Source organism: Curtobacterium sp. MCBA15_012 (assembly GCF_001864935.2).
Taxonomy (GTDB): Bacteria; Actinomycetota; Actinomycetes; order Actinomycetales; family Microbacteriaceae; genus Curtobacterium.
On the sequence record NZ_CP126267.1, the window covers coordinates 1,232,936 to 1,255,492 of the forward strand.

A 22,557-nucleotide genomic window follows, 5' to 3' on the forward strand; every position below is an offset into this window, starting at 1 on the left:
GGCCGCCACGCGCCTCCCGGCTGCCGCGGTGCGGACCGGAGGCGCAGTGCGTCAGTTCGCGTGCGGGTGCAGCGCGTCGTAGCGGCGGAACGACGGCACCAGCCGGAGCAGCAGCGCGACGAGCCCGATGATGAGCACGCCGCCGATCACCGGTGGGTACGCGATCCCGGCGGCGACCACGAGCCCGGCGTACAGGTCACCGAGGCGCGGACCGCCGGTGACGACCACGATGAAGATGCCCTGGAGTCGGCCGCGCATGCCGTCCGGCGAGGCGGCCTGCAGGATCGTGTTCCGGAACACCGAGCTGACGTTGTCCGCGCCGCCCGCCATCGCGAGGAACAGTGCGGCGAGCCCGAGGGCGGGCAGGATCTCGACGCCGAACGCCTCGCCGGACCGGCCGCCGAGCGCGTGCGCGAGTGCGATGACCACGCCGAACGCCGCGATCGCCCCGCCGTACGCGGTGATCGCCCAGCCGACGGCCTCGCCCTGGCGGCGCACGTGCCCGAGCGGGCCGGAGAACACGCTCGACAGCAGGGCACCGATCGCGTACGCGGCGGTGAGCGTGCCGACCGTGATCGATCCGCCGCCGATGACGAGCGCGCCGATCGCGGGGAAGAGCACGCGCGGCTGGCCGAAGGTCATCGCGACGATGTCGAGCACGAAGGTCATCGTGATGTTGCGGGAGCGCCGGAGGAAGCGCGCACCCTCGACGAGCGAGCTCAGCCCGGGCTTCAGCGCGTCGCGGTCGGCCGCCATCCGCGGCAGCGTGAACACCCCGAGGAACGCGAACGTGAACAGGACGACGTCGATCGTGTACGTCGGCGCGAACCCGACGCTCGCGATGAGCACGCCCGCGATCGCCGGGCCCACCGTGACCTGGAACCCGGACGCGATGCCGCCGAGGGCGCTCGCCGCGGGGAGCAGGTCGGTGCCGACGAGCCGCGGCACGATGGCCGACCGGGAGGCGTTGCTCACGGTGGCGGCGACGGCGTTCACGGTCGCGAGCACGTAGAGGAGTGCGACGCTCTGCAGCCCGAGCCAGGCGTGCGTGGCGATGAGGGCCACCGCGGCCCAGGCGACGATCGAGGACACCAGGGCGACGAGCCGCCGGTCGAAGGCGTCGGCGAGCATGCCGCCGTACAGCCCCGCGACGATCATCGGGAGGAGTGCGATCACCCCGACGAGCGCCACCGCGAAGGTCGAGTGGGTGATCTCGTACACCTCGAGGCCGACCGCGACGGTGGTCATCTGCGTGCCGATCCCGGCGATCGCGGTGCCGGCCCAGAGCCGCGCGAACGCGGGGGAGCGGCGGAGCGGGGTGAGGTCGGCGAGCAGGCGGCGGCGGGGCGCGGTGTCAGGTGGTGTCACGGTGGAACCATTCTGGTGCCTGGCGCGTCCGTCCGCGCGTCCGCGCGTTCGCGCGTTCGCGCGTCCGCGCGTTCGCGGGGAGCGAGACCCTGCGCGGCCCGGGATCGCCCAGACTGACGACCTGGTTGACTGGCGCGCATGACTGACCTCAACAGCAAGCCCGAGTTCGACGCCCCCGAGGGTCCGGCCCCCACCGAGCTCGTGATCACCGACATCGTCGAGGGCGACGGCCCCGAGGCCTCCGCGGGTTCGACGGTCAAGGTGCACTACGCCGGCGTCGAGTACGAGACCGGCGAGGAGTTCGACAGCTCGTGGAACCGCGGCGAGCCGATCGACTTCCCGCTCGCGGCGCTCGTGCGCGGCTGGCAGGAGGGCATCCCCGGCATGAAGGTCGGCGGACGCCGCAAGCTCGTCGTCCCGCCGGAGCTCGCCTACGGCCCGGCCGGCGGCGGCCACTTCCTGTCCGGCAAGACCCTGATCTTCGTGATCGACCTGCTCGGGGTCCGCTGATGCGCGTCGGCGCCCCGACGATCGAGCTGAACGACGGCCACCGGTTCCCGGAGCTCGGGCTCGGCACGTACGGGCTGAACGGCGACGAGGGCGCCGCGGCGGTCGGCGCGGCGATCACGAGCGGCTACCGGCTGCTCGACACCGCGCTGAACTACGGCAACGAGGACGCCGTCGGTCGTGCCGTGCGGGAGTCCGAGGTGGACCGCGAGGACCTCGTCGTCACGTCGAAGCTGCCCGGCCGGCACCACGGCTACGACGAGGCGCACCGCTCGGTCGAGGAGACCCTGGGCAACCTCGGCCTCGACCGCGTGGACCTGTACCTCATCCACTGGCCGAACCCGTCCGTGGACCGGTTCGTCGACACGTGGAAGGCGCTCGTCGACCTGCGTGACAGCGGCACCGTCCGCTCGATCGGCGTCTCGAACTTCACGCCGGCGCACCTGGAGCGGATCATCGACGCCACCGGTGTCGCGCCGGCGGTGAACCAGGTCGAGCTGCACCCGTACTTCCCGCAGGCCGAGCTCCGCAAGGTGCACGCGCAGTACGGGATCGTGACCGAGAGCTGGAGCCCGCTCGCGAAGCAGTCCCAGCTGCTCACCGAACAGCCCGTGCTGGACGCGGCGTCCGCGCACGGGGTCACCCCCGGCCAGGTCGTGCTGCGCTGGCACGTGCAGCTCGGCGCGGTGCCGGTGCCGAAGTCGGGCGACCCGGACCGGCAGCGCGAGAACCTCGACGTGTTCGGCTTCGCGCTCACCGACGACGAGGTGCACGCGATCTCCGCGCTCGAGCGCGGCCGCCTGTGGGACGGCGACCCGGACACCCACGAGGAGATGTAGGGGCTGACGCCCCGACGGTCGGTGCGTCCCGCACCGACCCGCTGCGGACGGGAGGCGCGGTGCCAGCAGGCACCGCGCCTCCCGTCCGTCCGCGGTTGCGTCCCGAGCCCGCACCTGCGTCCTGGGTGTCGGTGCGCCGGGACTACACTGGACACCCCTGTTTCCCGAAGGGTGGCGTGTGTCCGAACCGACCGAGACCGACCGCGAGCGCGGCTACGTGGACGGGCTCTTCGCCCGTCTCGACGACCTGACGGCCGAGGCCGAGCAGCGACTCGCCGAGACCCGCCGCCAGGCGGTCGGCGGCAACCACCAGAGCCGCAGCGAACGCGACGCGTACGCCCGCCTGTACGAGGACACCATCGCGACGCTCGAGCGCGTCGGCGACCGGCTGGTGTTCGGTCGGCTCGAGGTGTCCGAGCCCGCCGACGACGAGGACGCCTTCCGCTACATCGGCCGCGTCGGCCTCCGTGACGACGAGCACCGGCCGCTCCTGCTCGACTGGCGCGTGCCCGGGGCGAGCGCGTTCTACCAGGCCACCGCGGCCCACCCGATGGGGATGCGGGCGCGGCGGCACCTGACGCTCGAGGGCCGCCGGGTGGTCGGCGTCGAGGACGAGGTCTTCGACGCGACGCTCTACGACGACGAGCGCACCCACCTGCAGGGCGAGGGGGCGCTCCTCGCGGCCGTGACCGCCGAGCGCACCGGCCGGATGACCGACATCGTCGCGACGATCCAGGGCGAGCAGGACCGCGTGATCCGCTCCCCGCTCGAGGGCGTCCTCATCGTGCAGGGCGGCCCCGGCACCGGCAAGACCGCGGTCGCGCTGCACCGTGCGGCCTACCTGCTCTACACGCACCGTGACCGGCTCCGCGGGTCCGGCGTGCTCATGGTCGGGCCGTCCTCGGCGTTCCTGACCTACATCGAGCAGGTGCTGCCGTCGCTCGGCGAGACCGGCGTCGTGATGGCCTCGCTCGGCTCGCTGTACCCGGGCGTCCACGCCACCGTGCACGACTCCCGGGACGTCGCCGCCGTGAAGGGCTCCGGGCAGATGGCCGCCCTGCTCCGTCGTGCGGTGCGCTCGCGGCAGGTCGTGCCCACCGAGTCGGTCGTGCTCGACGTCGAGGGCGAGCGCCTGGCCGTCCCCGCGCAGCTCGTCGCCGACGCGGTGAAGCGGGCGCAGGACCGGGGCAAGCCGCACAACGTCGCGCGTGTGACCTTCAACAAGATCGCCCTCGACGCCATGACACGGCTGCTGGCCGACCAGCTGCGGGAGCGCGGCACGACGGTCGACGAGGCCGACGAGAAGGTCCTGCGCGAGGACATCCGCAGCTCGTACGACGCCCGGGTGCTGCTCAACACCGCGTGGCTGCCGCTGCCGCCCGAGAAGTTCCTCGAGGACCTCTACGCCCGGCCGAACTGGCTCGCCTCGCTGACCCCGGACTGGACGCCCGAGCGGCGTGCGCTCCTCGCCCGTCCGCGCGGCGCCGGCTTCACGGTCGAGGACGTCCCGCTCCTGGACGAGGCGGCCGAGCTCCTCGGTCCGTTCGACCCGACCGGCGGCGCGGCCAAGCGGCAGGCCAAGGCGAGCCGGGACCGCGACGTCGAGAACGCCCGCCAGGCCATCGAGAACATGGGCGTCGAGGGGATCGTCACCGCCGAGCAGGTCGCCGGGTCCTTCGCCGAGGGCGGGGACGGCCGGACCACGGCCGAGCGCGCTGCGGCCGACCGTGAGTGGACGTACGGGCACATCGTCGTCGACGAGGCCCAGGAGCTCTCGCCGATGCAGTGGCGTGTGCTCGCCCGGCGCAACCCGCTCCGGTCGTTCACGATCGTCGGGGACATGGCGCAGGGTTCCTCGCCGGGTGCCGCGCGGACCTGGGACGACGTGGTCGGTGCCCTCGCCCGCCGGCGTCGCGGTCGCGCACCGCTCGTGCCGATCGACCACCGCATCGCCGAGCTCACGGTGAACTACCGCACCCCGCGCTCGATCGTGCAGGCCGCCGGGGAGTACGCCGACGCCGCCGGGCTCACCGTGACGCGCAACGAGGCCGTGCGCGACGGCGACCCGGTCGACCGCGTGACCGTGCGTCGTGCCGACCTGCTCGACACCGTGGCCGACCACGTCGTCGCCGAGCGGGAGCGCATCGGGTCGGGCACGATCGGCGTCATCACCCCGGAGGTGCTCGTCACCGCGGTGCGGGAGCGGCTCGCGGCGACGCAGGCCGACGTCCGCGGGCTCGGGTCACCGCGTCCGGGGTCGGTCACGGTGCTCACCGGTGCTGACGCGAAGGGGTTGGAGTTCGACGGGGTCCTGCTGGTGGACCCGGAGCGGGTCGGTGCCGACGCGGCACGTCCGGCGGCGGCGGTCTACGTCGCGATGACGCGACCGACCCGCCGGTTGGTCGTCGTCGACGTCGAGGACTGATGCGGCGGGCGGTGCGCCGGCCGGACCTGCCCGCCACCGCCCCGCCGTCGTCGACGTCGTGGACGGCCGCTGCGCGCGGCCATCAGTCCGGGTCGCCCTGGTCGTGCACCCGCGCGACCAGGGTCGCCCACGGCCCGTCGAGCTGACTGCCCGGGATCGTGACCGTGGTCCGCGCGACCGTGACGGTCCACGTGAAGTCGTCGGGCGGTGTCCGGTGGCGGACGGGGGCCTCGCGCGGCAGGGCACCGACCAACTCGTGCCAGGTCTCCGGGTCGTCGCACGTGTCGGTGTCGATCCGCCAGCCCCGCGAGGTGCCGGCGAACCCACCCGAGCGGCGGACGACGATCTGCATGGCCGGAGGCTACGCCCTGTGGCGCGGGCCGTCCCCGCTGCCGTCCCCGCTGCCGTCCGTGACGGCGTCGCCGTCCGTGCCCACGTCACCGTCCGTGTCCGTGACGCCGTCCGTGGTGCCGGCTGCCGTCGCCCCGAGCACCCCGACCGTCCGCCAGGCGTCGGCGACCGCGGTGGCCTCGGCCGAGCCCCGGCCGAACCGTCGGGCCGCCGCGTCGACCGTGACCCGCGCGAAGCCCGCGAAGTCGATCGACTCCGTGGTCGCGTCGGAGGTCAGGGCGTCCCACCACACGGCACCGGCGCCCTCCCACGCGTTCCCGCCGATGGCCGTGGCCGCCAGGAAGAAGGCGTGGTTCGGGATGCCGGAGTTCAGGTGCACCCCGCCCGAGTCCTCGGTGGTCTGCACGTACCCGGCCATCGTCGCGGGCTGCGGGTCCTTGCCGAGGACCGGGTCGTCGTAGGCGGTCCCCGGCGCACGCATCGACCGCAGCGCGTCGCCGTGCACCGCGTCCGTGAAGAGGCCCTCGCCGATGAGCCACGTCGCCTGCTCGGCGGTCTGGCCCGCGGCGTACTGCGCGACGAGCGAGCCGAAGACGTCGCTCACCGACTCGTTCAGCGCACCCGACTGCCCCTCGTACGTCAGGTCGGCGGTGTACTGCGTGACCCCGTGCGCGAGTTCGTGGCCGATCACGTCGAGCGCGACCGTGAAGCGGCGGAACACCTCGTCGTCCCCGTCGCCGAACACCATCCGCTGCCCGTCCCAGTAGGCGTTGTCGTAGTTCTGGCCGTAGTGGACCGTCGCGTCGAGGGGGAGTCCGGCGCCGTCGATCGACACGCGGCCGAACACCTCGAGCCAGAACGCGTGCGTCGCGCCGAGGCCCGCGTACGCCTCGTCGACCGCGGCGTCGCCGGTGGCGGGCTCGCCCTCGCGTCGGACGACGGTGCCGGGGAGCGTGGTCGTGCCTGCGGCGTCGGCGATCGTGCGCTGCGGTGACCGGTCGGGCGTGGCGGCGAGCTGTCGCGGTCGGACGCGGTGCTCGTGCTTGGGCGCGCTGACCGCGGACATCTCGGCGAGGGCGGTGCGGGCGGCCGCGGCGGCACGGGGGTGTTCGGCCGCCCGGGCCACGGCCTGCAGCAGGTAGGGCGGGACGACGGAACGGAACCGGTCGTGTGCGGTCATGGCGTCATGCAACCACCGACCGCCGACGGTCGCGTGGCCCGTGCGGGGAACGGCGGGCGGCGCGGCTCAGTCCTGGCGGCGGTTCGCCACCAGGTCGAGCGCGTAGGACTCCCACCACTGCCCGGCCGCCGGGCCGCCGTTGCAGGTGCCGTCGCTCAGCCCCGGGGTCTTCACCCACAGCAGCGCGTCGAGCCGGGTCGTGCCCCGGGTCACGTGCGGCGGCTGCCCGAGCCCCGCGCCCTCGGGGTTGCACCACGTGCCGCGCCAGCCCTGTCCGTTGCGGGAGACGTCGACGACGAAGTGCGGGTCGCCGCCGATCGCGTCGGCCAGCCGGTCGGCGTAGGCGCGCTCCTGGTCGACGCGGTAGAAGTTCGACACGTTCGTCGCGAAGCCCTGCACCCGGTCGACCCCGGCCTGTCGCAGCCAGCGGGCCATCGTCGCCACGGGGACCCGGTCCTCGTTGCCGCCGTCGAGGTACACCGTCAGGCCCCGCCCGGTCAGCTCGTCGACGGCCTGGCGCAGCAGGTGCAGTCGGTCGGCGCCGAGCCGCTCGCACACGTGGATCTGCGCGATCGAGTCCGGCTCGACCAGGACCACGGCGTGCGAACCGGCCATCGCCCGCACCGCCGACCGGACCCACGGCAGGTAGTCGCGCTCGGCCGTCCCGCCCTTCGAGAAGCTCCCGCAGTCCCGGTCGGGGATCGCGTACAGGACGAACACCGGGGTGCGGCCCTGCTGCCGGGCGTCCCGGACGACCCGGCGCACGACCTGGCGCGTCGCGGTCTCGTCGGGGTCGGTGAGCCAGGTCGCGACGGGCTGGTCGGCGATCACCGCGAGCCGCCCGGCGGTGCTCGTGTCGCCGGCGGCGCGGGCGTCGGCCTCGCGCCGGCCTGCCTGGTTGTCCTGCACGGGCTGCTGTGCGAGCCCACCCGGGAAGGCGGCCGCCGCGGTGCGCCGCGCGGTGATCGTGCGGTCGTCGTGGTGGTCGGGCGGTCGGACCAGCACGACGGCGGTGACGATCGCGACGACGAGGAGCGCGACGGCGCCGATCCACGCCCACTGTCGGCGCCCGCTGTCCCGACGGGCACCGCGCGTGCGCCCGCCCGGACGTCCGGTGTCGCCCCGGCCGTGGTCCCCTTGCTGCGGCATGCGTCCATGCTGGCAGGTCGAGCGCCGGGGGACCACTGCACGACGTCGGGTCACAGGCTCGGCGGTCGGTCCGTTCAGGGTCGCCGGGCGTCCGCACAGCCCGGACGCCGGGTCCTGCCAGGCGTGCACCCCGATACTTGCCGGATGTTCCGGAAGGCCCTGCTCCTCGCCACCACCGTCGGCTACGGCTGGGTGATCTGGCGGATGACGCTGACCCCGCGGGTCTTCTCGCACGCCCAGGACGCGCTGGTCCTCCGGGCGATCGCCTGGGTGCAGCAGCTGCCGCACGGCACGTGGTTCACCTACGACCGGGTCGAGTTCCTCGCGAACATCGCGATGTTCGTCCCCGTCGGCGTGCTCGCGGCCCTCTGGCTGCCGCGGCGCTGGTGGGTCCTCGGCGCCGTCGTCGCGGTGGGCCTGTCGACCGGCATCGAGCTGGCGCAGGCCGCCTTCCTGCCGTACCGCGTCGCCGACCCCCGCGACGTGCTGTCGAACGGTCTCGGCGGACTGCTCGGGGCGACGCTCGTCGGCCTCGTCCGGAGCCTGCTGCCGGCGCCGCGCCGCCGCCGGCTCCGCGTCCGCACGGTGTGACCGGCGGCGTCGGCGTGCCCGATCTCTGGTAGTCTCGTCCGGTTGCCGTCGAACGGCCGCGGACAAAGAGCGCTCGTGCATCAGGCACGGGCACCGCGCAACGGACAGAGAGGGGATCACCATGGCACTTGACGCGAAGGTCAAGCAGGAGATCATCGAAGAGTACGCGACCCACCCGGGCGACACCGGATCCCCCGAGGTCCAGGTCGCCGTTCTGACGCGTCGCATCAACGACCTGAACGAGCACCTCAAGGAGCACAAGCACGACCACCACTCGCGTCGTGGTCTGCTGCTCATGGTCGGTCAGCGTCGCCGTCTCCTCGGGTACCTCTCCGACGTCGACATCAGCCGCTACCGTGCGCTCATCGAGCGCCTCGGCCTGCGCCGCTAGTCGTCTCGCAGACACTGCTCGACCGGACGCCCCGGTCCTCCTCGTGAGGACCGGGGCGTTCCTCGTTCCCACCCGGCGCGGACGGAGGTGCTCCTCGTCCGCACCGGGAATGGTTGCGTCCGCCTCCCGGTTCGGTAGGATGTTCATGCAAACGCATCGAAAGACAGGACGCACCATGACCACCATCGCCGTCGTCTCCGCCGGGCTCTCCGAGCCCAGCTCCACGCGCCTGCTCGCCGACCGCCTCGCCGAGGCCACGGTCGCCGCCGTCGCGGCCGACCAGGCATCGGCCGGCCCGACGACGGCCGACCGGACGACGGGTGACGGCCGGGGAGGCGCGGTGCAGGTCCGCCACGTCGAGCTGCGTCCGATCGCGCACGAGATCGTCGACGCGATGCTCACCGGGTTCGCCGCGCCCGCGCTCGCCGCCGCGCAGGCGACCGTCCTCGAGGCCGACGCGGTCGTGTTCGTCACGCCGGTCTTCACGGCCGGGGTGAGCGGCCTGGCGAAGAGCTTCCTCGACGTGCTCGACAAGGACGCGCTCGTCGACGTGCCCGTGCTCCTGGCGGCCACGGGCGGGACCGCGCGGCACTCGCTCGCGATCGACCACGCGCTGCGGCCGGTCTTCGCCTACCTCCGTGCGGCGGTCGTCCCGACGGGCGTCTTCGCCGCGACCGACGACTGGGGGAGCGCCGCCGACTCGGCCGCGCTCGACGCGCGCATCCGCCGGGCCGGGGTCGACCTGGCCTGGGCGATCCGCGCCTCCCGGCGGACGCCGCAGCGGGCCGACGCCCTCCCGGAGACGGTCGACTTCGCGTCCCTGCTCGGCGGCCTCGGCCACTGAGCCGAGGGGCCGGCCGACCGACGGTCCGGTGGGCCCGTCAGTACCAGTGCGGGTTGACGCTCATCTCGTGGTGCCACGCGCCGCACGGCGACCCGTAGGCGTCCCGGATGTACGCCAGGCCCCAGTCGACCTGCGTCGCCGCGTTCGTGCGCCAGTCGGCCCCGGCCACCGACATCTTGTTCGCGGGGAGTGCCTGCGGGATGCCGTAGGCCCCGCTCGACGCGTTGAGGGCGTTCGCGCGCCACCCGGACTCCTGCGTCCACAGCGACACGAGGCACGAGTACTGGTCGGAACCCCAGCCGTAGCTGCCGAGCCGGCTCTGCGCGTACGCCTTGGCGCCCGCCGGGTCGACCGCGACGCCGTCGGTGCTCGGGTAGGCGTTCCCGCCGCCCGACGACGCCGACGATCCCGACGACCCCGCCGCCTGTCGTGCCTGCTCCGCCAGGGCGGCGGCCTGCGCGGCGCGGGCCTGTGCGGCGGCCTGTGCCGCGACCGCCTGGCCGACGGCGTACTGCTGCTCGGTCGCCGCGGTCGTGTCCTTGAGCGCCGCGAGCTGTGCGTACAGCTCGTCGCTGTGCTGCTGCGTGCTGTCGACCGCCTGCTGCGCGGCGTCCGACGCGGACGTGGCGGCGTCGGACTTCTGCTCCGCCGCCGCGGCCAGCGCGGTCCGCTCGTCCTCGGCGCGGAGGGCCTGCTCGTGCAGGGACGACGCCGTGTGCGCTGCGACGGACGCGTCGTCGAGGACGTCGGTCCAGGTGCCGGTGAGCTGGTCGAGTGCGCCGAGCTGGTAGAGCAGCTCGTCCGGGTCGTGGGCGCTCGCGATGCGGGTGGTCATCGCGCCCTGGTTGCCGTCCCGGTACAGGCTCGCCGCCAGTTGGCCGGCACGGGTCTTCGCCCGGTCGGCGGTCTGCTGCGCCTCCGTCGCCTGGGCCTGGAGGCTCGTGGCGGTCTGGGTGGCCACGGTCAGGTCCGCCTCGGCGCGGTCGGCGGCCGCGGACGCGTCGAGCGCGGCCTGCGACTTGGTCGCGGCGTCGGCCTGTGCCGCGTGCAGGGCGTCCTGGATCGTGGCGACCTCGGCCTGCTTCGCCTGCTCGTTGCCCTTCGCGGCCTCGACGTCCTGCCACGACGGGTAGGTGGTGGCGCTGGCGGGGACGGCGGTGACGACCGGGGCGACGAGCGCGCCGGCGACCAGGGCCACCGCGACGAGCACCGCCCGCGAGGGAGAGGAGCGCATGGCGGCAGGTTACCGGGGACACGCCCGTTCGCCACGAGCCTCGCCGTCCGGCGCCCGAGGGCTGGTAAAGTCCTCATCGTCCAGGGACCGATCCCCGGACGTCACACACGCTGTGACACCACAACATCGCGCAGACCGGGCACGGAGCTGGTCATCGGTGGTGGTTCGCGGGCCGTCCGGAGTCCCGAGTGCTTCTACTGCTGGCCAGACATGCGCCCCGACACATCGGCGCGCACGCACCACGAGTGCCGTCGCCCAGGTCTGCCGAACACGTCAAGGAGGCACCCTTTTGGAGGGTCCCGAGATCAAGTTCGCCGAGGCTGTCATCGACAACGGCCGCTTCGGCACGCGCACCGTCCGGTTCGAGACCGGTCGGCTCGCACAGCAGGCCCAGGGCGCGGTTGCCGCGTACCTCGACGAGGAGACCATGCTCCTCTCGGCCACCAGCGCCGGCAAGCACCCGCGTGAGGGCTTCGACTTCTTCCCGCTGACGGTGGACGTCGAGGAGCGCTCGTACGCCGCCGGCAAGATCCCCGGTTCGTTCTTCCGTCGCGAGGGCCGCCCCTCGACCGAGGCGATCCTGGTCTGCCGTCTCATCGACCGGCCGCTGCGCCCGTCGTTCGTCGACGGTCTCCGCAACGAGGTCCAGATCGTCATCACCGTCCTGAGCATCGCGCCGGACGAGTTCTACGACGCGCTCGCGATCAACGCCGCGTCGGCGTCGACGCAGATCTCCGGTCTGCCGTTCTCCGGCCCGATCGCCGGTGTGCGCCTCGCGCTCATCGACGGCCAGTGGGTCGCGTTCCCGAAGGCGTCGCAGCTCGCCGAGGCCGTCTTCGACCTCACCGTCGCGGGCCGTGTCGTCACGGACGAGGCCGGCAACGAGGACGTCGCGATCATGATGGTCGAGGCCGAGGCCACCGAGCACAGCTGGGACCTCATCCAGGCCGGCGCGACGAAGCCCGACGAGGCCGTCGTCGCGCAGGGCCTCGAGGCGGCCAAGCCGTTCCTCAAGGTCCTCGTCGAGGCGCAGGCGAAGATGGCCGCGCAGTCGGCCAAGGAGATCCAGGACTACCCGGTCTTCCCGCCCTACGCCCCCGAGGTCTACGACGCCGTCGAGGCGATCGCCCTCGACGAGCTCAAGGACGTCTACCAGATCGCCGGCAAGATCGAGCGTCAGGACAAGGACGACGCCCTCAAGGCCCGCGTCAAGGAGGCCATCGCCGCCAAGGTGACGGCAGGCGAGCTCCCCGAGAGCGCCAACGGCCAGGTCAGCGGCGCCTACAAGTCGGTCACGAAGAAGGTCGTCCGCGGCCGCATCCTGACCGAGCAGGTCCGCATGGACGGTCGCGGCCTCGCCGACATCCGTCCGCTCGACGCCGAGGTCGCCGTGATCCCGCGCGTCCACGGTTCGGCGGTGTTCCAGCGCGGCGAGACGCAGATCCTCGGCGTCACCACGCTGAACATGCTCAAGATGGAGCAGCAGATCGACTCGCTGTCGCCCGTCACGAAGAAGCGTTACCTGCACCACTACAACTTCCCGCCGTACTCGACCGGTGAGACCGGTCGCGTCGGGTCGCCGAAGCGTCGCGAGATCGGGCACGGCTTCCTCGCCGAGCGCGCCCTCGTGCCGGTGCTGCCGTCGCGTGACGAGTTCCCCTACGCCATCCGCCAGGTGTCCGAGGCGCTGAGCTCCAACGGCTCGACGTCGATGGGCTCGGTCTGCGCGTCGACCCTGTCGCTCCTCAACGCCGGTGTGCCGCTCAAGGCCCCGGTCGCGGGCATCGCGATGGGCCTCGTGTCCGACACCGTCGACGGTCAGACCCGCTACGCGGCGCTGACCGACATCCTCGGTGCCGAGGACGCACTGGGCGACATGGACTTCAAGGTCGCCGGCACGGCGGACTTCGTCACGGCGATCCAGCTCGACACGAAGCTCGACGGCATCCCGTCGTCGGTCCTCGACGCCGCGCTCAAGCAGGCGAAGGAGGCCCGCTCGGCCATCCTCGGTGTCCTCAACGAGGCCATCGACGGACCGGACGAGATGGCCGACACCGCCCCGCGTGTGATCTCGGTGCAGATCCCCGTCGACAAGATCGGCGAGCTGATCGGCCCGAAGGGCAAGACGATCAACGGGATCCAGGACGAGACCGGCGCCGACATCTCCATCGAGGACGACGGCACCGTCTACATCGGCGCCGTCGACGGCCCGTCGGCCGAGGCCGCCCGTGCCCAGGTCAACGCGATCGCGAACCCGACGAACCCGGAGATCGGGGACCAGTTCCTCGGCACGGTCGTCAAGATCGCGACCTTCGGTGCCTTCGTGTCGCTGCTCCCGGGCCGCGACGGTCTGCTCCACGTCTCCGAGGTGCGCAAGCTCGCCGGTGGCAAGCGTGTGGAGAACGTCGAGGACGTCCTCGGCGTCGGCCAGAAGATCCTGGTCGAGGTCACCAAGGTGGACGACCGCGGCAAGCTCTCGCTCGCGCCGGTCGTCGCCGACGAGGTGGACACCGAGGGCCGCGAGGGTCACGAGAAGCACGCCGAGGCTCCGGCCGAGGGCTGAACCCCAGCGCGCTGACACACGGACGGCCGCCACTCCCCGCCGGGAGTGGCGGCCGTCCGTCGTTCGTGGTCCGGTCCCGCCGTCAGGAGGCGGGGGTCTCCTGCGTGCCGGTGAGCTGCGCGCGCCCGAGCAGGTGCTCGCGCAGCAGGAACCCGACGACCGCGGGCGTGGCGTCGGCGGGTGCCTCGAGGACGGGGACGTCGAGCGCGCTCACCGTGAAGACGTAGCGGTGCGGTCCGTGTCCGGCGGGCGGTGCGGCGCCGAGGAAGGTGTCGGTGCCGTACTCGTTGCGGCGACGCAGCGCCTCGGCGGGCAGCAGCGCGTCGTCCGTGCCGGCGCCGCGCTCGAGCGACGTGGTCGACGCGGGGAGGTCGGTCAGGCTCCAGTGCCAGAAGCCGGAGCCGGTCGGGGCGTCGGGGTCGTACACCGTGAGCACGTAGCTCTGCGTGCCCTCGGGCGCCCCGGTCCACTCGAGTGCGGGGGAGCGGTCCTCGCCACCGGCGTCGCCGCCGCGTGCCCAGTCGGGCAGGACGCCGCCGTCGGCGAAGTCGGGACTCGTCAGGGTGAACGTGGGGACCTCGGGGAGGTTCCAGTTGGGGTCGTTGGCCATGGGACCAGCCAACACCCGCGCCCTGTCCCGGGGATGGGACGGACGGGAGGCGCGTGGCGGGCCCGCCACGCGCCTCCCGTCCGGGACGTGGACCGGTCGGTCAGGCCGCGATGACGCGGTCGACCACGCGACCGAGCGCCGCCGTCGCGGCGATCGCGTCGCCCGCGTAGGCGCCGGACATCGCGCCGTCGCGCGCGAGCATGAGCTCGTCGGCACCGTCCCCCGGCAGCGGGTGGCCGGCGCGCTGCAGCAGGGCGAACAGTTCCTCCGTGTACCAGTCACGGTGGCTGGCGACGACCTCGCGCACGGGGTGCCGGGGGTCGTGGTACTCCGCGGCGGCGTTGAGGAACGCGCACCCGCGGAACTCGGCCCGGCTCACCTCGCCGGAGACGGCGGCGACCCACGCGCGGACGGCCTCGGTGGGGGTCTCGGCCTCGGCGACGAGCTGTTCGAAGCCGGCGCGGACGCGCTCGTGCTGGGCGTGCACGTAGGCGAGGATCAGGTTGTCCTTCGAGCCGTAGTGCTTGTAGAAGGTGGCCTTCGTGACGCTCGCGGCCGAGATGAGCCGGTCGACGCCGACGCACTGGATGCCCTCCTCGTAGAAGAGCCGCGACGCGGTGTCGAGGATGCGGACCTTCGCGCCGCCGGAGCGGGGAGTCGGGGGGACGCTCGACCCGTCCGGCGACGCGAGGTTCGTGCTCGGGCCGGGGAGACGCTGGACGGCCGGTTGGGGGGAATCGACCGTCACAGCGTTGCTCCTCGGACTCATCGGCTCCGCGGGGGAGTGGGGGGACTCCGCCGCGCAGGACTGATGTCCCGAGCCACCGGGTCGGAATCTAGGGGGGCTTCCGACCCGATGAGAAGAACTGTACCACAGTGAGGACAGACAGACGAGTCTTTCTATCCTCCACAGATGTACCCCAGTTTGAGGCACGTGGCGTGTGGCTGGGGAAACTGGGCGGCGCGCTCGTGCGGATCAGTAGGCTCTCCTGCGATGAACCAACCAGTGCCGTTGCCGCTCGAGGCCCCTGACACGTCGTTCCTGACGTCCGGTGGTGCATTCGTCCGTCGAACCGTGCTGCCGTCCGGTGTGCGGGTCCTCACCGAGACCGTCCCGGGGGCCAGCTCGACGAGCCTCGGCTTCTGGGTGGGCGTCGGGTCCCGCGACGAGCGCGAGGGGCAGTACGGCTCCACGCACTTCCTCGAGCACCTGCTCTTCAAGGGCACCGAACGTCGCAGTGCGCTCGACATCGCGATCTCCTTCGACTCCGTGGGCGGCGAGCACAACGCGGCGACGGCGAAGGAGTACACCTGCTACTACGCCCGTGTCCGGGACACCGACGTCCCCATGGCGGTCGAGGTGATCGGTGACATGGTCACCGGATCCGTGCTCGAGGCCGAGGCGTTCGACGTCGAGCGCGGCGTCATCCTCGAGGAACTCGCGATGGCGGCCGACGACCCCGCCGACGTCGCGGGCGAGGCGTTCTTCGCCGCGGCCTTCGGCGGGCACCCCCTCGGTCGCCCGATCGGCGGCACCCCCGAGAGCATCCGCGCGGTCGGACGCGACGAGGTCCTGTCCCACTACCGCGAGCACTACGCGCCGAACGGCATCGTCGTGACCGCGGCCGGTGCCGTCGACCACGACCGCTTCCGCGAGCTCGTCGAGCAGGTCTTCCGCGACGCCCCAGACGCCGCACCGCTCGCCCGCCGGACCCCGAGCGCGGCGGCCGACCCCGCGGTCTCCGAGCTCACGGTCACGCACCGGCCGACCGAGCAGGTCAGCATGCTGCGCGGCTCGCAGGGGCTCGACCTCCGCGACGACCGCCGCCCGGTGCTCAGCGTGCTCAACGCCGTGCTCGGCGGCGGCATGAGCTCGCGGCTGTTCCAGGAGGTCCGCGAGCGTCGCGGCCTCGCCTACGCCGTGTCGTCGTTCGCGCCGGCCTACCTCGACAACGGTGCGTTCGGCGTGTACGCCGGGTGCGCGCCGGACAACGTCGCCGGGGTCGTCGAGATCATCGACGCCGAGTTCCGCCGCATGGTCGACCACGGCATCACCGAGGACGAACTGCGCCGCGCCAAGGGCCAGATCGAGGGCGCGCTCACCCTGTCGCTCGAGGACTCCGACGCCCGGATGACCCGGCTCGGCCGATCCGAGCTCGGCACCGGGGAGTTCACCGACCTCGGCACCGCCCTGCAGCGCGTCGACCGGGTCACGCAGGTCGACGTCCTCGAGCTGGCGCGCGACCTGCTCACCCGTCCGACGATCACCTCGGTGGTCGGTGCCGTGCAGCAGTCCGAGCTGGCCGCGGCCCTCGGCGTCGAGGGGTGACGGACGTGTCGCACTACCTGTACCTCGTCCGCCACGGTGAACACCAGGACGCCGAGCACGGCCTCCGCGACGGCAAGCTCTCCGAGCGCGGGAAGCGGCAGTCGATGCTCGTCGCCGACCGCCTGGGCGGCGTGCCCTTCGACGGCGTGTACCACTCGCCGCTCGACGCCCCGAGCGAGACCGCGTCGTTCCTGGCGAAGCGCCTGCCCGCGATCCAGCCGCAGCCGTCGACCCTGCTGTTCGACTGCATCCCGTCCGGACCGACCCCGGACATGCCGCACGCCTACCAGGGCTGGTACGGCGGCGTGACCGAGGAGGAGATCGTCGCCGGTCAGGCCCAGATGGGCGACGCCGTCGCGGAGTGGTTCACGCCCGCGCGCGAGGACCGGCACGACCTGCTCATCACCCACAACGCCGTCATCGGGTGGTTCGTCCGCGAGGCGTTCCAGGCACCCGAGTGGCGGTGGATGGGCACGAACGTCGCGCACACGGCACTGACGATCATCCGCATCCGCAGCGCCAAGCCCGCCGAGGTGGTCACGCTGAACGACCTCGCGCACCTGCCGGTCGAGCTGCGCACGGGCCTGCCGGTCGACCAGCCCGTCTAACGGCTCCCGTCCGCGAGCGGCAGCCGGTACCAGGCGGTCGCGTTCGGGTTGTCGTTGAACGGCTCCGTCCGCCGGTAGCCACGACCGCGGTACATCGCCCCGGCCGCGACGAGCGAGTCGTTCGTGTCGAGCACGACGCCCGTCGCCCCGGCGTCGCGGGCCGCGGCCTCGAGGGCGTCCATCACGGCCGTGGCGACGCCCCGTCCGCGACCAGCGGGGGAGACGTACACGTGCTTCACCTCGAAGCGGACGTCGTCGCCGTCGTCCGCGATCCGCCGGAGCCCACCGCAGCCGACCGGGACGCCGTCGTCGTACGCGACCACGAAGGTGCCGCGCGGTGCCGTGAACTCGACCGCCGGCGTGCGCTTCCGTGCGTACGTCCCCTGCGCACTCGGGAAGGTCGCCTCGCGCTCGTCGAGGTACGCGTCGAGCAGCACGTCCACCTCGGGTGCGTCCGCGGGCACGGTCCTGACCTGGAGCGTCATGCGTCGATCCTAGGATGGGAGCCATGGTCACTCCCGTCGCCGTCGTCGGCGCCACCGGTCGTCTCGGAGGCCTGGTGTCCTCCGTCGTCGAGTCGCTCGAGGGCTTCGAGCTCGTCGCGTCGCTCTCGTCGCGGGACGGCGCCCACGAGGCACCCCCGTCGGTGTTCGGCGGTGCCGCGCTCGTGGTCGACGTGACCGTCCCCGCGCTGAGCCCCGCGATCGTCGACAACGCACTGGCGAGCGGTGCGAACGTGCTCGTCGGCACGTCCGGCTGGTCCGCCGCACGGCTCGCGACGCTGCGCTCCGGGCTCGAGGACCGCCCCGAGCAGGGTGTCCTCGTGGTGCCGAACTTCTCGATCGGATCGGTGCTGGCGACCCACCTCGCGACGATCGCCGCGCCCTGGTTCCCCTCCGCCGAGATCGTCGAGACGCACCACGCCGGCAAGGTCGACTCGCCCTCGGGCACCGCGGTGCGCACGGCCGAGCTCATCGCCGAGGCCCGCCGCGACGTCGGTCCGGTCGAGGCCCCGCACGTCGACCAGCGGGCCCGCGGGCAGCAGGTCGCGAGCGTGCCGGTCCACTCGCTCCGTCTGCCCGGGGTGAAGGCCGTGCAGGACGTCGTGCTGAGCGGGCCGGGCGAGACCGTCACGATCCGGCACGACACGAACGACGACGTCGCCTACGTCGCCGGCATCCGGGCCGCGCTGGCCGCCACCGTCGGAGCCCGCGGGCTCACGGTCGGCCTCGGCAGCGTGCTGGGCATCGCGTGACCGAGCGTCCGTTCCTCCGGGCCGTCCGCTCCCCGTTCTGGGGCGCCGCGCTCATGGCCGTCCTGCTCGCGCTGTACATCGTGCTCGTCGGGCAGCGCGCGGTCGCGTTCGTCGCCACCGGGCAGCCGATCGGGATCGGCATCGGGGTCGCGCTCGTCGTCGTCGCCGTGATCGGCGCGCTCCTGCTCGTCCTCGAGTTCCGCTTCGGCATCCGGATCACCCGGCTCGGCGCGCGCCTCGAACGCGAGGGCGGGACGCCGCAGGAGGTCGTCGCGCTCCTGCCGAGCGGTCGCCCGGACCGTGCGGCCGCCGACGAGCTGTTCCCCGCCCACCGCGACGCGGTCGAGGCGGACCCGGATGACTGGCGGGCGTGGTTCCGCCTCGGCGTCGTCTACGACGCCGCCGGCGACCGCAAGCGCGCCCGAGCGGCGATGCGGACCGCGCTCGCCAAGGCGAGCACGCGCTGACGGGAGGCCCGTGGCGGGCCCGGCCCGCGCCTCCCGTCCGGCGCCGCGCCGGTCAGGAACGGACCAGCGGGGCTGACCCGCGCCTCCCGTCCGCAGCGCCGAGTGTCGGCACGCGACCTGCGTCGGGACGCGACCTGCGTCAGAACGCGGCGTCGACCGCGTCCTCGGCGCGCTCGTACCGGAACCGGTACCCGGTGTCGAGGAGCTTCCTCGGCACCATCCGCTGGTTCGACAGGAGCATCTCGTCGGCGGCCTCGCGCAGCAGTGCCTTGAGCGCGAACGCGGGCACGTTGACGAGGTAGGGGCGGTGCAGGTCCTCGGCGACGCGCTTCGTGATGCGGTCGGCGACGGCGGGCTCGGGTCCGGCGAGGTTGACCGGGCCGCGGACCTCGGCGGCGTCCGGGCTGGTCGCGAGGTGCACGATCGCGCCGACCTCGTCGTCGAGTCCGATCCACGGCCACCACTGGCCGCCGGTGCCGAGCTTGCCGCCGAGGCCGGCCTTCGTGAGCGGGACGAGCGGTGCGAGCGCGCCGCCGCCCTGGCCGACGACGACGCCGGTGCGGAGCAGCACGACGCGGACGCCCTCGGGTGCGGCGGTCGCGGCGGCCTCCCACGCGGTGCAGACGTCGGCGAGGAAGCCCCGGCCGGCGGCGGCGTCGTCGTCGAGCACGTCCGCGGGGCGGTCGCCGTACACGCCCGAGGCGGACCCGGACAGGAAGAGCGCGGGCGGGGTGGGGGCCTTCCGCATGGCCGCGACGAGCGTCTCGGTCGCCTGCACGCGGGAGTCCAGGATCTGTCGCTTGTAGGACTCGGTCCACGGGAGATTGCCGATGCTCGCGCCCGCCAGGTTGACGACCACGTCGGCACCGTCGAGGACGGCCGGGTCGAGCGGGCGGGAGCCGGGCGACCAGCGGAACTCCGACGCGGTGCGCGGCTCGCGTCGCACGAGCGTCGTCACGTGGTGTCCGGCCTCGCGCAGGGCACGGACGAGGGGGGTCCCGATGAAGCCGGACGCACCGGCGACGAGGATCGAGAGCGGCTCTGGCGTCATGCCGTCGACGTTACTCAGCCAGCTGACGGGAGGCCCGGTGCGCGTCCGGTGGTCGGCTCGCCGTGGCGGCGGCGCGCGTCCCGCGCTCGGCTCGCCGTGGCGGCGGAGCGCGTCTAGGCTGCTGGCGTGACCGACAGCGTGACCGTGCAGCCCGACCCCACCGTCCCGACCCCGTACGAGGACCTGTTGCGCCGGGTGCTCGAGGAGGGCGCGCCGAAGGGCGACCGCACCGGGACCGGCACGCGCAGCCTGTTCGGCGCGCAGCTGCGGTACGACCTGTCGCAGGGCTTCCCCCTGGTCAGCACGAAGCGGGTGCACTTCAAGTCGGTCGCGTACGAACTGCTCTGGTTCCTGCGCGGCGACGGGAACGCCCGCTGGCTGCAGGAGCACGGCGTCCGGATCTGGAACGAGTGGGCGGGTGAGGACGGTGACCTCGGCCCGGTGTACGGCGTGCAGTGGCGCTCGTGGCCGACGCCGTCCGGGGAGCACGTCGACCAGATCGCCCAGGTCATCGAGCAGATCCGCACGAACCCGGACAGCCGACGGCTCATCGTCTCGGCGTGGAACGTCGCCGACGTGCCGGACATGGCGCTCGCCCCGTGCCACGCGTTCTTCCAGTTCTCCGTCAACGACGGCAGGCTCTCGTGCCAGCTGTACCAGCGGAGCGCGGACATGTTCCTCGGCGTCCCGTTCAACATCGCCTCGTACGCGCTGCTGACCCACATGGTCGCGGCGCAGACCGGGCTCGAGGTCGGCGACTTCGTCTGGACCGGCGGCGACTGCCACGTGTACGACAACCACGTCGAGCAGGTCCGCGAGCAGCTCACCCGGACCGCGTACCCGATGCCCCGGCTCGAGCTCGCGCCGCGCGACTCGATCGACGACTACGTCTACGAGGACATCACGGTCGTCGGGTACGAGCACCACCCGGCGATCTCGGCCGCGGTCGCGGTCTGATGCCGGAGGCCCCCTCGACCGACCCCGTGCGGACCGACCCGACGTGGACCGAGCCGGCGCGCGGCGTCGGGCTCGTCTGGGCACGCACGGCCGCCGGCGTGATCGGCGCCGACGGCGGGATCCCGTGGCACCTGCCCGAGGACCTCGCGCACTTCCGGCGGGTCACCGGCGACGGCGTCGTCGTCATGGGGCGCCGCACCTGGGACTCGCTGCCGCCGCGGTTCCGGCCGCTGCCCGGACGCCGCAACGTCGTGCTCACCCGGGACGCGACCTGGTCGGCCCCCGGCGCGGAGGTCGTCCACGACCTGGCGACCGCGCTCGACACCGACGAGCCCGTGTGGGTGATCGGCGGGGGAGCGGTGTACGCCGACGCCGTGCCGTTCGCCGACCGGGTGTCCGAGACGATCGTCGACCTCGAGGTGCCGGGCGACACCCGGGCGCCCGACCTCGGCGACGGGTGGACGCTCGTCGAGGACGGGCCGTGGCAGGAGTCCCGCGTGGACGGCACCCGCTACCGCTTCCGGGAGTGGCGCCGCGCCTAGGGCCCGATGCACGCCGCGGTCGCGGCGCGACGTGCTCGCGCACAACCGGAAGCACGTCGCACCACGCGATCCCGCGGCGCGACGTGCTTCCGGTTGTGCACGGCGCCAGTCCCGGTCGCGAGCCGAGCACCGGGCGTGACCACGCGCCTCCCGGCCTGGACCGTCCGGGCGCGACCACGCGCCTCCCGGCCTGGACCGTCCGGGCGTGACCACGCGCCTCCCGGCCTGGACCGTCCGGGCGGACTGCGGAGCGGACGCACCGGGCCGGTACGCTGGTCGGCGTGTCCCAGCGTGAGAATCCCTTCGGTCAGGTCCTCGTCGCCCTCGTGACGCCGTTCACGGCCGACGGCGAGGTCGACTGGCCCGGCGTCGAGCAGCACATCGACGACTGCATCACCGCCGGCGCCGACGGCATCGTCGTGACCGGCACCACCGGCGAGACGAGCACCCTGACCGACCCGGAGAAGCTCCGCCTGGTCGAGGTCGGCAAGTCCGTCGCCGCGGGCCGCGCGAAGATCATCACGGGCGGTGGCTCGAACGAGACCGCGCATGCGATCCACCTGTACAAGCAGAGCGAGCGGGCCGGCGCGGACGGCGTCATGATCGTCACGCCGTACTACAACAAGCCGACGCAGGCCGGCGTGCTCACGCACTTCCGGATGATCGCGGACGCCACCGACCTGCCGGTGATCCTGTACGACATCCCCGGACGCACCGGCATCCCGATCACGTACGAGACCATCGTGCGCGCGTCGAAGCACCCGAACATCCTCGCCGTGAAGGACGCCAAGGGCGACTTCGCCGAGGTCTCGCGCGTGCTCAACAACACCGACCTCATGTACTTCTCGGGCGACGACACGAACGTCCTCCCGCACCTGTCGATCGGTGCCACGGGGCTCATCGGCGTCACCGCGAACATCACGAGCACGCCGTACCGCACCATCGTCGACGCCGTGAACCGCGGCGACCTGGCGACCGCGACCGCCGAGCACAAGCGCGTCGAACCCCTCGTCCGTGCGATCATGACCCACGTCCCCGGGACCGTCGCCGCGAAGTACGTGCTGCACGGGCTCGGCCGGATCGGCAGCCCGCGCGTGCGGTTGCCGCTCGTCGGCCCCGAGGACAGCGAGGCGTACGCCATCGAGACCTCGCTCGAAGCGGTCCGGGACGTCCCCGGCGCCGACTTCTCGAACTTCCGTCCGGACCGCAACGCAGCGGCGGGCGGCGCACTGCCGAAGGTGCCAGGCACCACACGTTAGGAAGACCGCGGCGCGCTGGTGGCGCGTCGCACGACAG

The 22,557-nt window shown here is 73.1% G+C and carries 23 protein-coding genes; 14 read left to right on the top strand and 9 right to left on the bottom strand.

Annotation, left to right across the window (positions count from 1 at the left end; translation table 11 throughout):
• Window positions 1-51: 51 nt before the first annotated feature.
• Window positions 52-1,368 carry an MFS transporter gene (locus QOL15_RS05645; RefSeq protein ID WP_083393850.1) on the bottom strand — a complete coding sequence of 439 codons (1,317 nt, stop codon included), beginning with the start codon at window positions 1,366-1,368 and terminating at the stop codon, window positions 52-54.
• A 138-nt stretch (window positions 1,369-1,506) separates the two neighbouring features.
• Between QOL15_RS05645 and QOL15_RS05650 the strand changes: the two genes are divergently transcribed.
• From QOL15_RS05650 to QOL15_RS05660, 3 genes are all read left to right on the top strand, one after another.
• The gene (locus QOL15_RS05650) at window positions 1,507-1,878 is read left to right on the top strand and encodes an FKBP-type peptidyl-prolyl cis-trans isomerase (protein WP_065959796.1); all 372 of its coding nucleotides are present in this window, start codon (window positions 1,507-1,509) and stop codon (window positions 1,876-1,878) included.
• Window positions 1,878-2,714 (top strand): aldo/keto reductase, encoded by an 837-nt coding sequence (locus tag QOL15_RS05655; protein ID WP_065959797.1) that lies wholly within the window; start codon window positions 1,878-1,880, stop codon window positions 2,712-2,714. The genes QOL15_RS05650 and QOL15_RS05655 overlap by 1 nt, the downstream gene beginning before the upstream one ends.
• A gap of 178 nt (window positions 2,715-2,892) precedes the next feature.
• Window positions 2,893-5,139, top strand: coding sequence for an AAA family ATPase (locus QOL15_RS05660; RefSeq protein WP_071245868.1), 2,247 nt, complete (start codon window positions 2,893-2,895; stop codon window positions 5,137-5,139).
• Window positions 5,140-5,221: 82 nt separating this feature from the next.
• On the opposite strand, the gene QOL15_RS05665 is transcribed toward QOL15_RS05660, so the two are convergent.
• The 3 genes from QOL15_RS05665 to QOL15_RS05675 form a co-directional block, all read right to left on the bottom strand.
• The gene (locus tag QOL15_RS05665) at window positions 5,222-5,491 is read right to left on the bottom strand and encodes a protealysin inhibitor emfourin (RefSeq protein ID WP_071245870.1); all 270 of its coding nucleotides are present in this window, start codon (window positions 5,489-5,491) and stop codon (window positions 5,222-5,224) included.
• A 9-nt stretch (window positions 5,492-5,500) separates the two neighbouring features.
• Complete coding sequence (locus QOL15_RS05670) at window positions 5,501-6,670, bottom strand: M4 family metallopeptidase (RefSeq protein WP_083393851.1); 1,170 nt, start codon at window positions 6,668-6,670, stop codon at window positions 5,501-5,503.
• 66 nt (window positions 6,671-6,736) lie between these two features.
• A complete protein-coding gene (locus QOL15_RS05675) occupies window positions 6,737-7,819 on the bottom strand; it encodes a glycoside hydrolase family 6 protein (protein ID WP_071245873.1) in 1,083 nt (360 codons plus the stop codon).
• A gap of 144 nt (window positions 7,820-7,963) precedes the next feature.
• Here QOL15_RS05675 and QOL15_RS05680 point away from each other — a divergent pair, with 144 nt between their 5' ends.
• From QOL15_RS05680 to QOL15_RS05690, 3 genes are all read left to right on the top strand, one after another.
• Window positions 7,964-8,410, top strand: a complete 447-nt coding sequence (locus tag QOL15_RS05680; protein ID WP_139197315.1) for a VanZ family protein — start codon at window positions 7,964-7,966, stop codon at window positions 8,408-8,410.
• A 121-nt stretch (window positions 8,411-8,531) separates the two neighbouring features.
• A complete protein-coding gene (rpsO, locus tag QOL15_RS05685; protein ID WP_058742593.1) occupies window positions 8,532-8,801 on the top strand; it encodes a 30S ribosomal protein S15 in 270 nt (89 codons plus the stop codon).
• Window positions 8,802-8,976: 175 nt separating this feature from the next.
• Window positions 8,977-9,645, top strand: coding sequence for a CE1759 family FMN reductase (locus tag QOL15_RS05690; RefSeq protein ID WP_071245874.1), 669 nt, complete (start codon window positions 8,977-8,979; stop codon window positions 9,643-9,645).
• A 37-nt stretch (window positions 9,646-9,682) separates the two neighbouring features.
• Here the strand turns inward: QOL15_RS05690 and QOL15_RS05695 are convergent, their stop codons facing one another.
• A complete protein-coding gene (locus QOL15_RS05695; protein ID WP_071245875.1) occupies window positions 9,683-10,879 on the bottom strand; it encodes a lytic transglycosylase domain-containing protein in 1,197 nt (398 codons plus the stop codon).
• A gap of 289 nt (window positions 10,880-11,168) precedes the next feature.
• Here QOL15_RS05695 and QOL15_RS05700 point away from each other — a divergent pair, with 289 nt between their 5' ends.
• The gene (locus tag QOL15_RS05700; RefSeq protein ID WP_065959809.1) at window positions 11,169-13,442 is read left to right on the top strand and encodes a polyribonucleotide nucleotidyltransferase; all 2,274 of its coding nucleotides are present in this window, start codon (window positions 11,169-11,171) and stop codon (window positions 13,440-13,442) included.
• A gap of 82 nt (window positions 13,443-13,524) precedes the next feature.
• On the opposite strand, the gene QOL15_RS05705 is transcribed toward QOL15_RS05700, so the two are convergent.
• A complete protein-coding gene (locus QOL15_RS05705; protein WP_071245876.1) occupies window positions 13,525-14,052 on the bottom strand; it encodes a YbhB/YbcL family Raf kinase inhibitor-like protein in 528 nt (175 codons plus the stop codon).
• A 100-nt stretch (window positions 14,053-14,152) separates the two neighbouring features.
• Window positions 14,153-14,800 carry a TetR/AcrR family transcriptional regulator gene (locus QOL15_RS05710; RefSeq protein ID WP_175473797.1) on the bottom strand — a complete coding sequence of 216 codons (648 nt, stop codon included), beginning with the start codon at window positions 14,798-14,800 and terminating at the stop codon, window positions 14,153-14,155.
• A gap of 246 nt (window positions 14,801-15,046) precedes the next feature.
• Here QOL15_RS05710 and QOL15_RS05715 point away from each other — a divergent pair, with 246 nt between their 5' ends.
• Both QOL15_RS05715 and QOL15_RS05720 read left to right on the top strand, forming a co-directional pair.
• Complete coding sequence (locus QOL15_RS05715) at window positions 15,047-16,381, top strand: pitrilysin family protein (protein ID WP_065959814.1); 1,335 nt, start codon at window positions 15,047-15,049, stop codon at window positions 16,379-16,381.
• Window positions 16,382-16,386: 5 nt separating this feature from the next.
• A complete protein-coding gene (locus QOL15_RS05720; RefSeq protein ID WP_065959919.1) occupies window positions 16,387-16,989 on the top strand; it encodes a histidine phosphatase family protein in 603 nt (200 codons plus the stop codon).
• Here the strand turns inward: QOL15_RS05720 and QOL15_RS05725 are convergent.
• Complete coding sequence (locus tag QOL15_RS05725) at window positions 16,986-17,474, bottom strand: GNAT family N-acetyltransferase (protein ID WP_071245879.1); 489 nt, start codon at window positions 17,472-17,474, stop codon at window positions 16,986-16,988. The two genes, QOL15_RS05720 and QOL15_RS05725, sit on opposite strands and share 4 nt — an antisense overlap.
• Before the next feature lie 23 nt (window positions 17,475-17,497).
• Here QOL15_RS05725 and QOL15_RS05730 point away from each other — a divergent pair, with 23 nt between their 5' ends.
• Entirely contained in the window at window positions 17,498-18,244 is a 747-nt protein-coding gene (locus tag QOL15_RS05730) for a 4-hydroxy-tetrahydrodipicolinate reductase (protein ID WP_071245881.1), read from the top strand.
• Between the two features lie 53 nt (window positions 18,245-18,297).
• Entirely contained in the window at window positions 18,298-18,711 is a 414-nt protein-coding gene (locus tag QOL15_RS05735) for a tetratricopeptide repeat protein (RefSeq protein ID WP_065959921.1), read from the top strand.
• A 139-nt stretch (window positions 18,712-18,850) separates the two neighbouring features.
• Here the strand turns inward: QOL15_RS05735 and QOL15_RS05740 are convergent, their stop codons facing one another.
• On the bottom strand, window positions 18,851-19,762 hold the full coding sequence (locus QOL15_RS05740) for a TIGR01777 family oxidoreductase (RefSeq protein ID WP_071245882.1): 912 nt from the start codon (window positions 19,760-19,762) through the stop codon (window positions 18,851-18,853).
• 126 nt (window positions 19,763-19,888) lie between these two features.
• Here QOL15_RS05740 and QOL15_RS05745 point away from each other — a divergent pair, with 126 nt between their 5' ends.
• From QOL15_RS05745 to dapA, 3 genes are all read left to right on the top strand, one after another.
• Entirely contained in the window at window positions 19,889-20,719 is an 831-nt protein-coding gene (locus QOL15_RS05745) for a thymidylate synthase (protein WP_071245884.1), read from the top strand.
• The gene (locus tag QOL15_RS05750) at window positions 20,719-21,261 is read left to right on the top strand and encodes a dihydrofolate reductase (RefSeq protein ID WP_083393855.1); all 543 of its coding nucleotides are present in this window, start codon (window positions 20,719-20,721) and stop codon (window positions 21,259-21,261) included. Before QOL15_RS05745 ends, QOL15_RS05750 begins: the two co-directional genes overlap by 1 nt.
• 281 nt (window positions 21,262-21,542) lie before the next feature.
• Window positions 21,543-22,520 (top strand): 4-hydroxy-tetrahydrodipicolinate synthase, encoded by a 978-nt coding sequence (gene dapA, locus QOL15_RS05755; protein ID WP_065959825.1) that lies wholly within the window; start codon window positions 21,543-21,545, stop codon window positions 22,518-22,520.
• Window positions 22,521-22,557 lie beyond the last annotated feature (37 nt).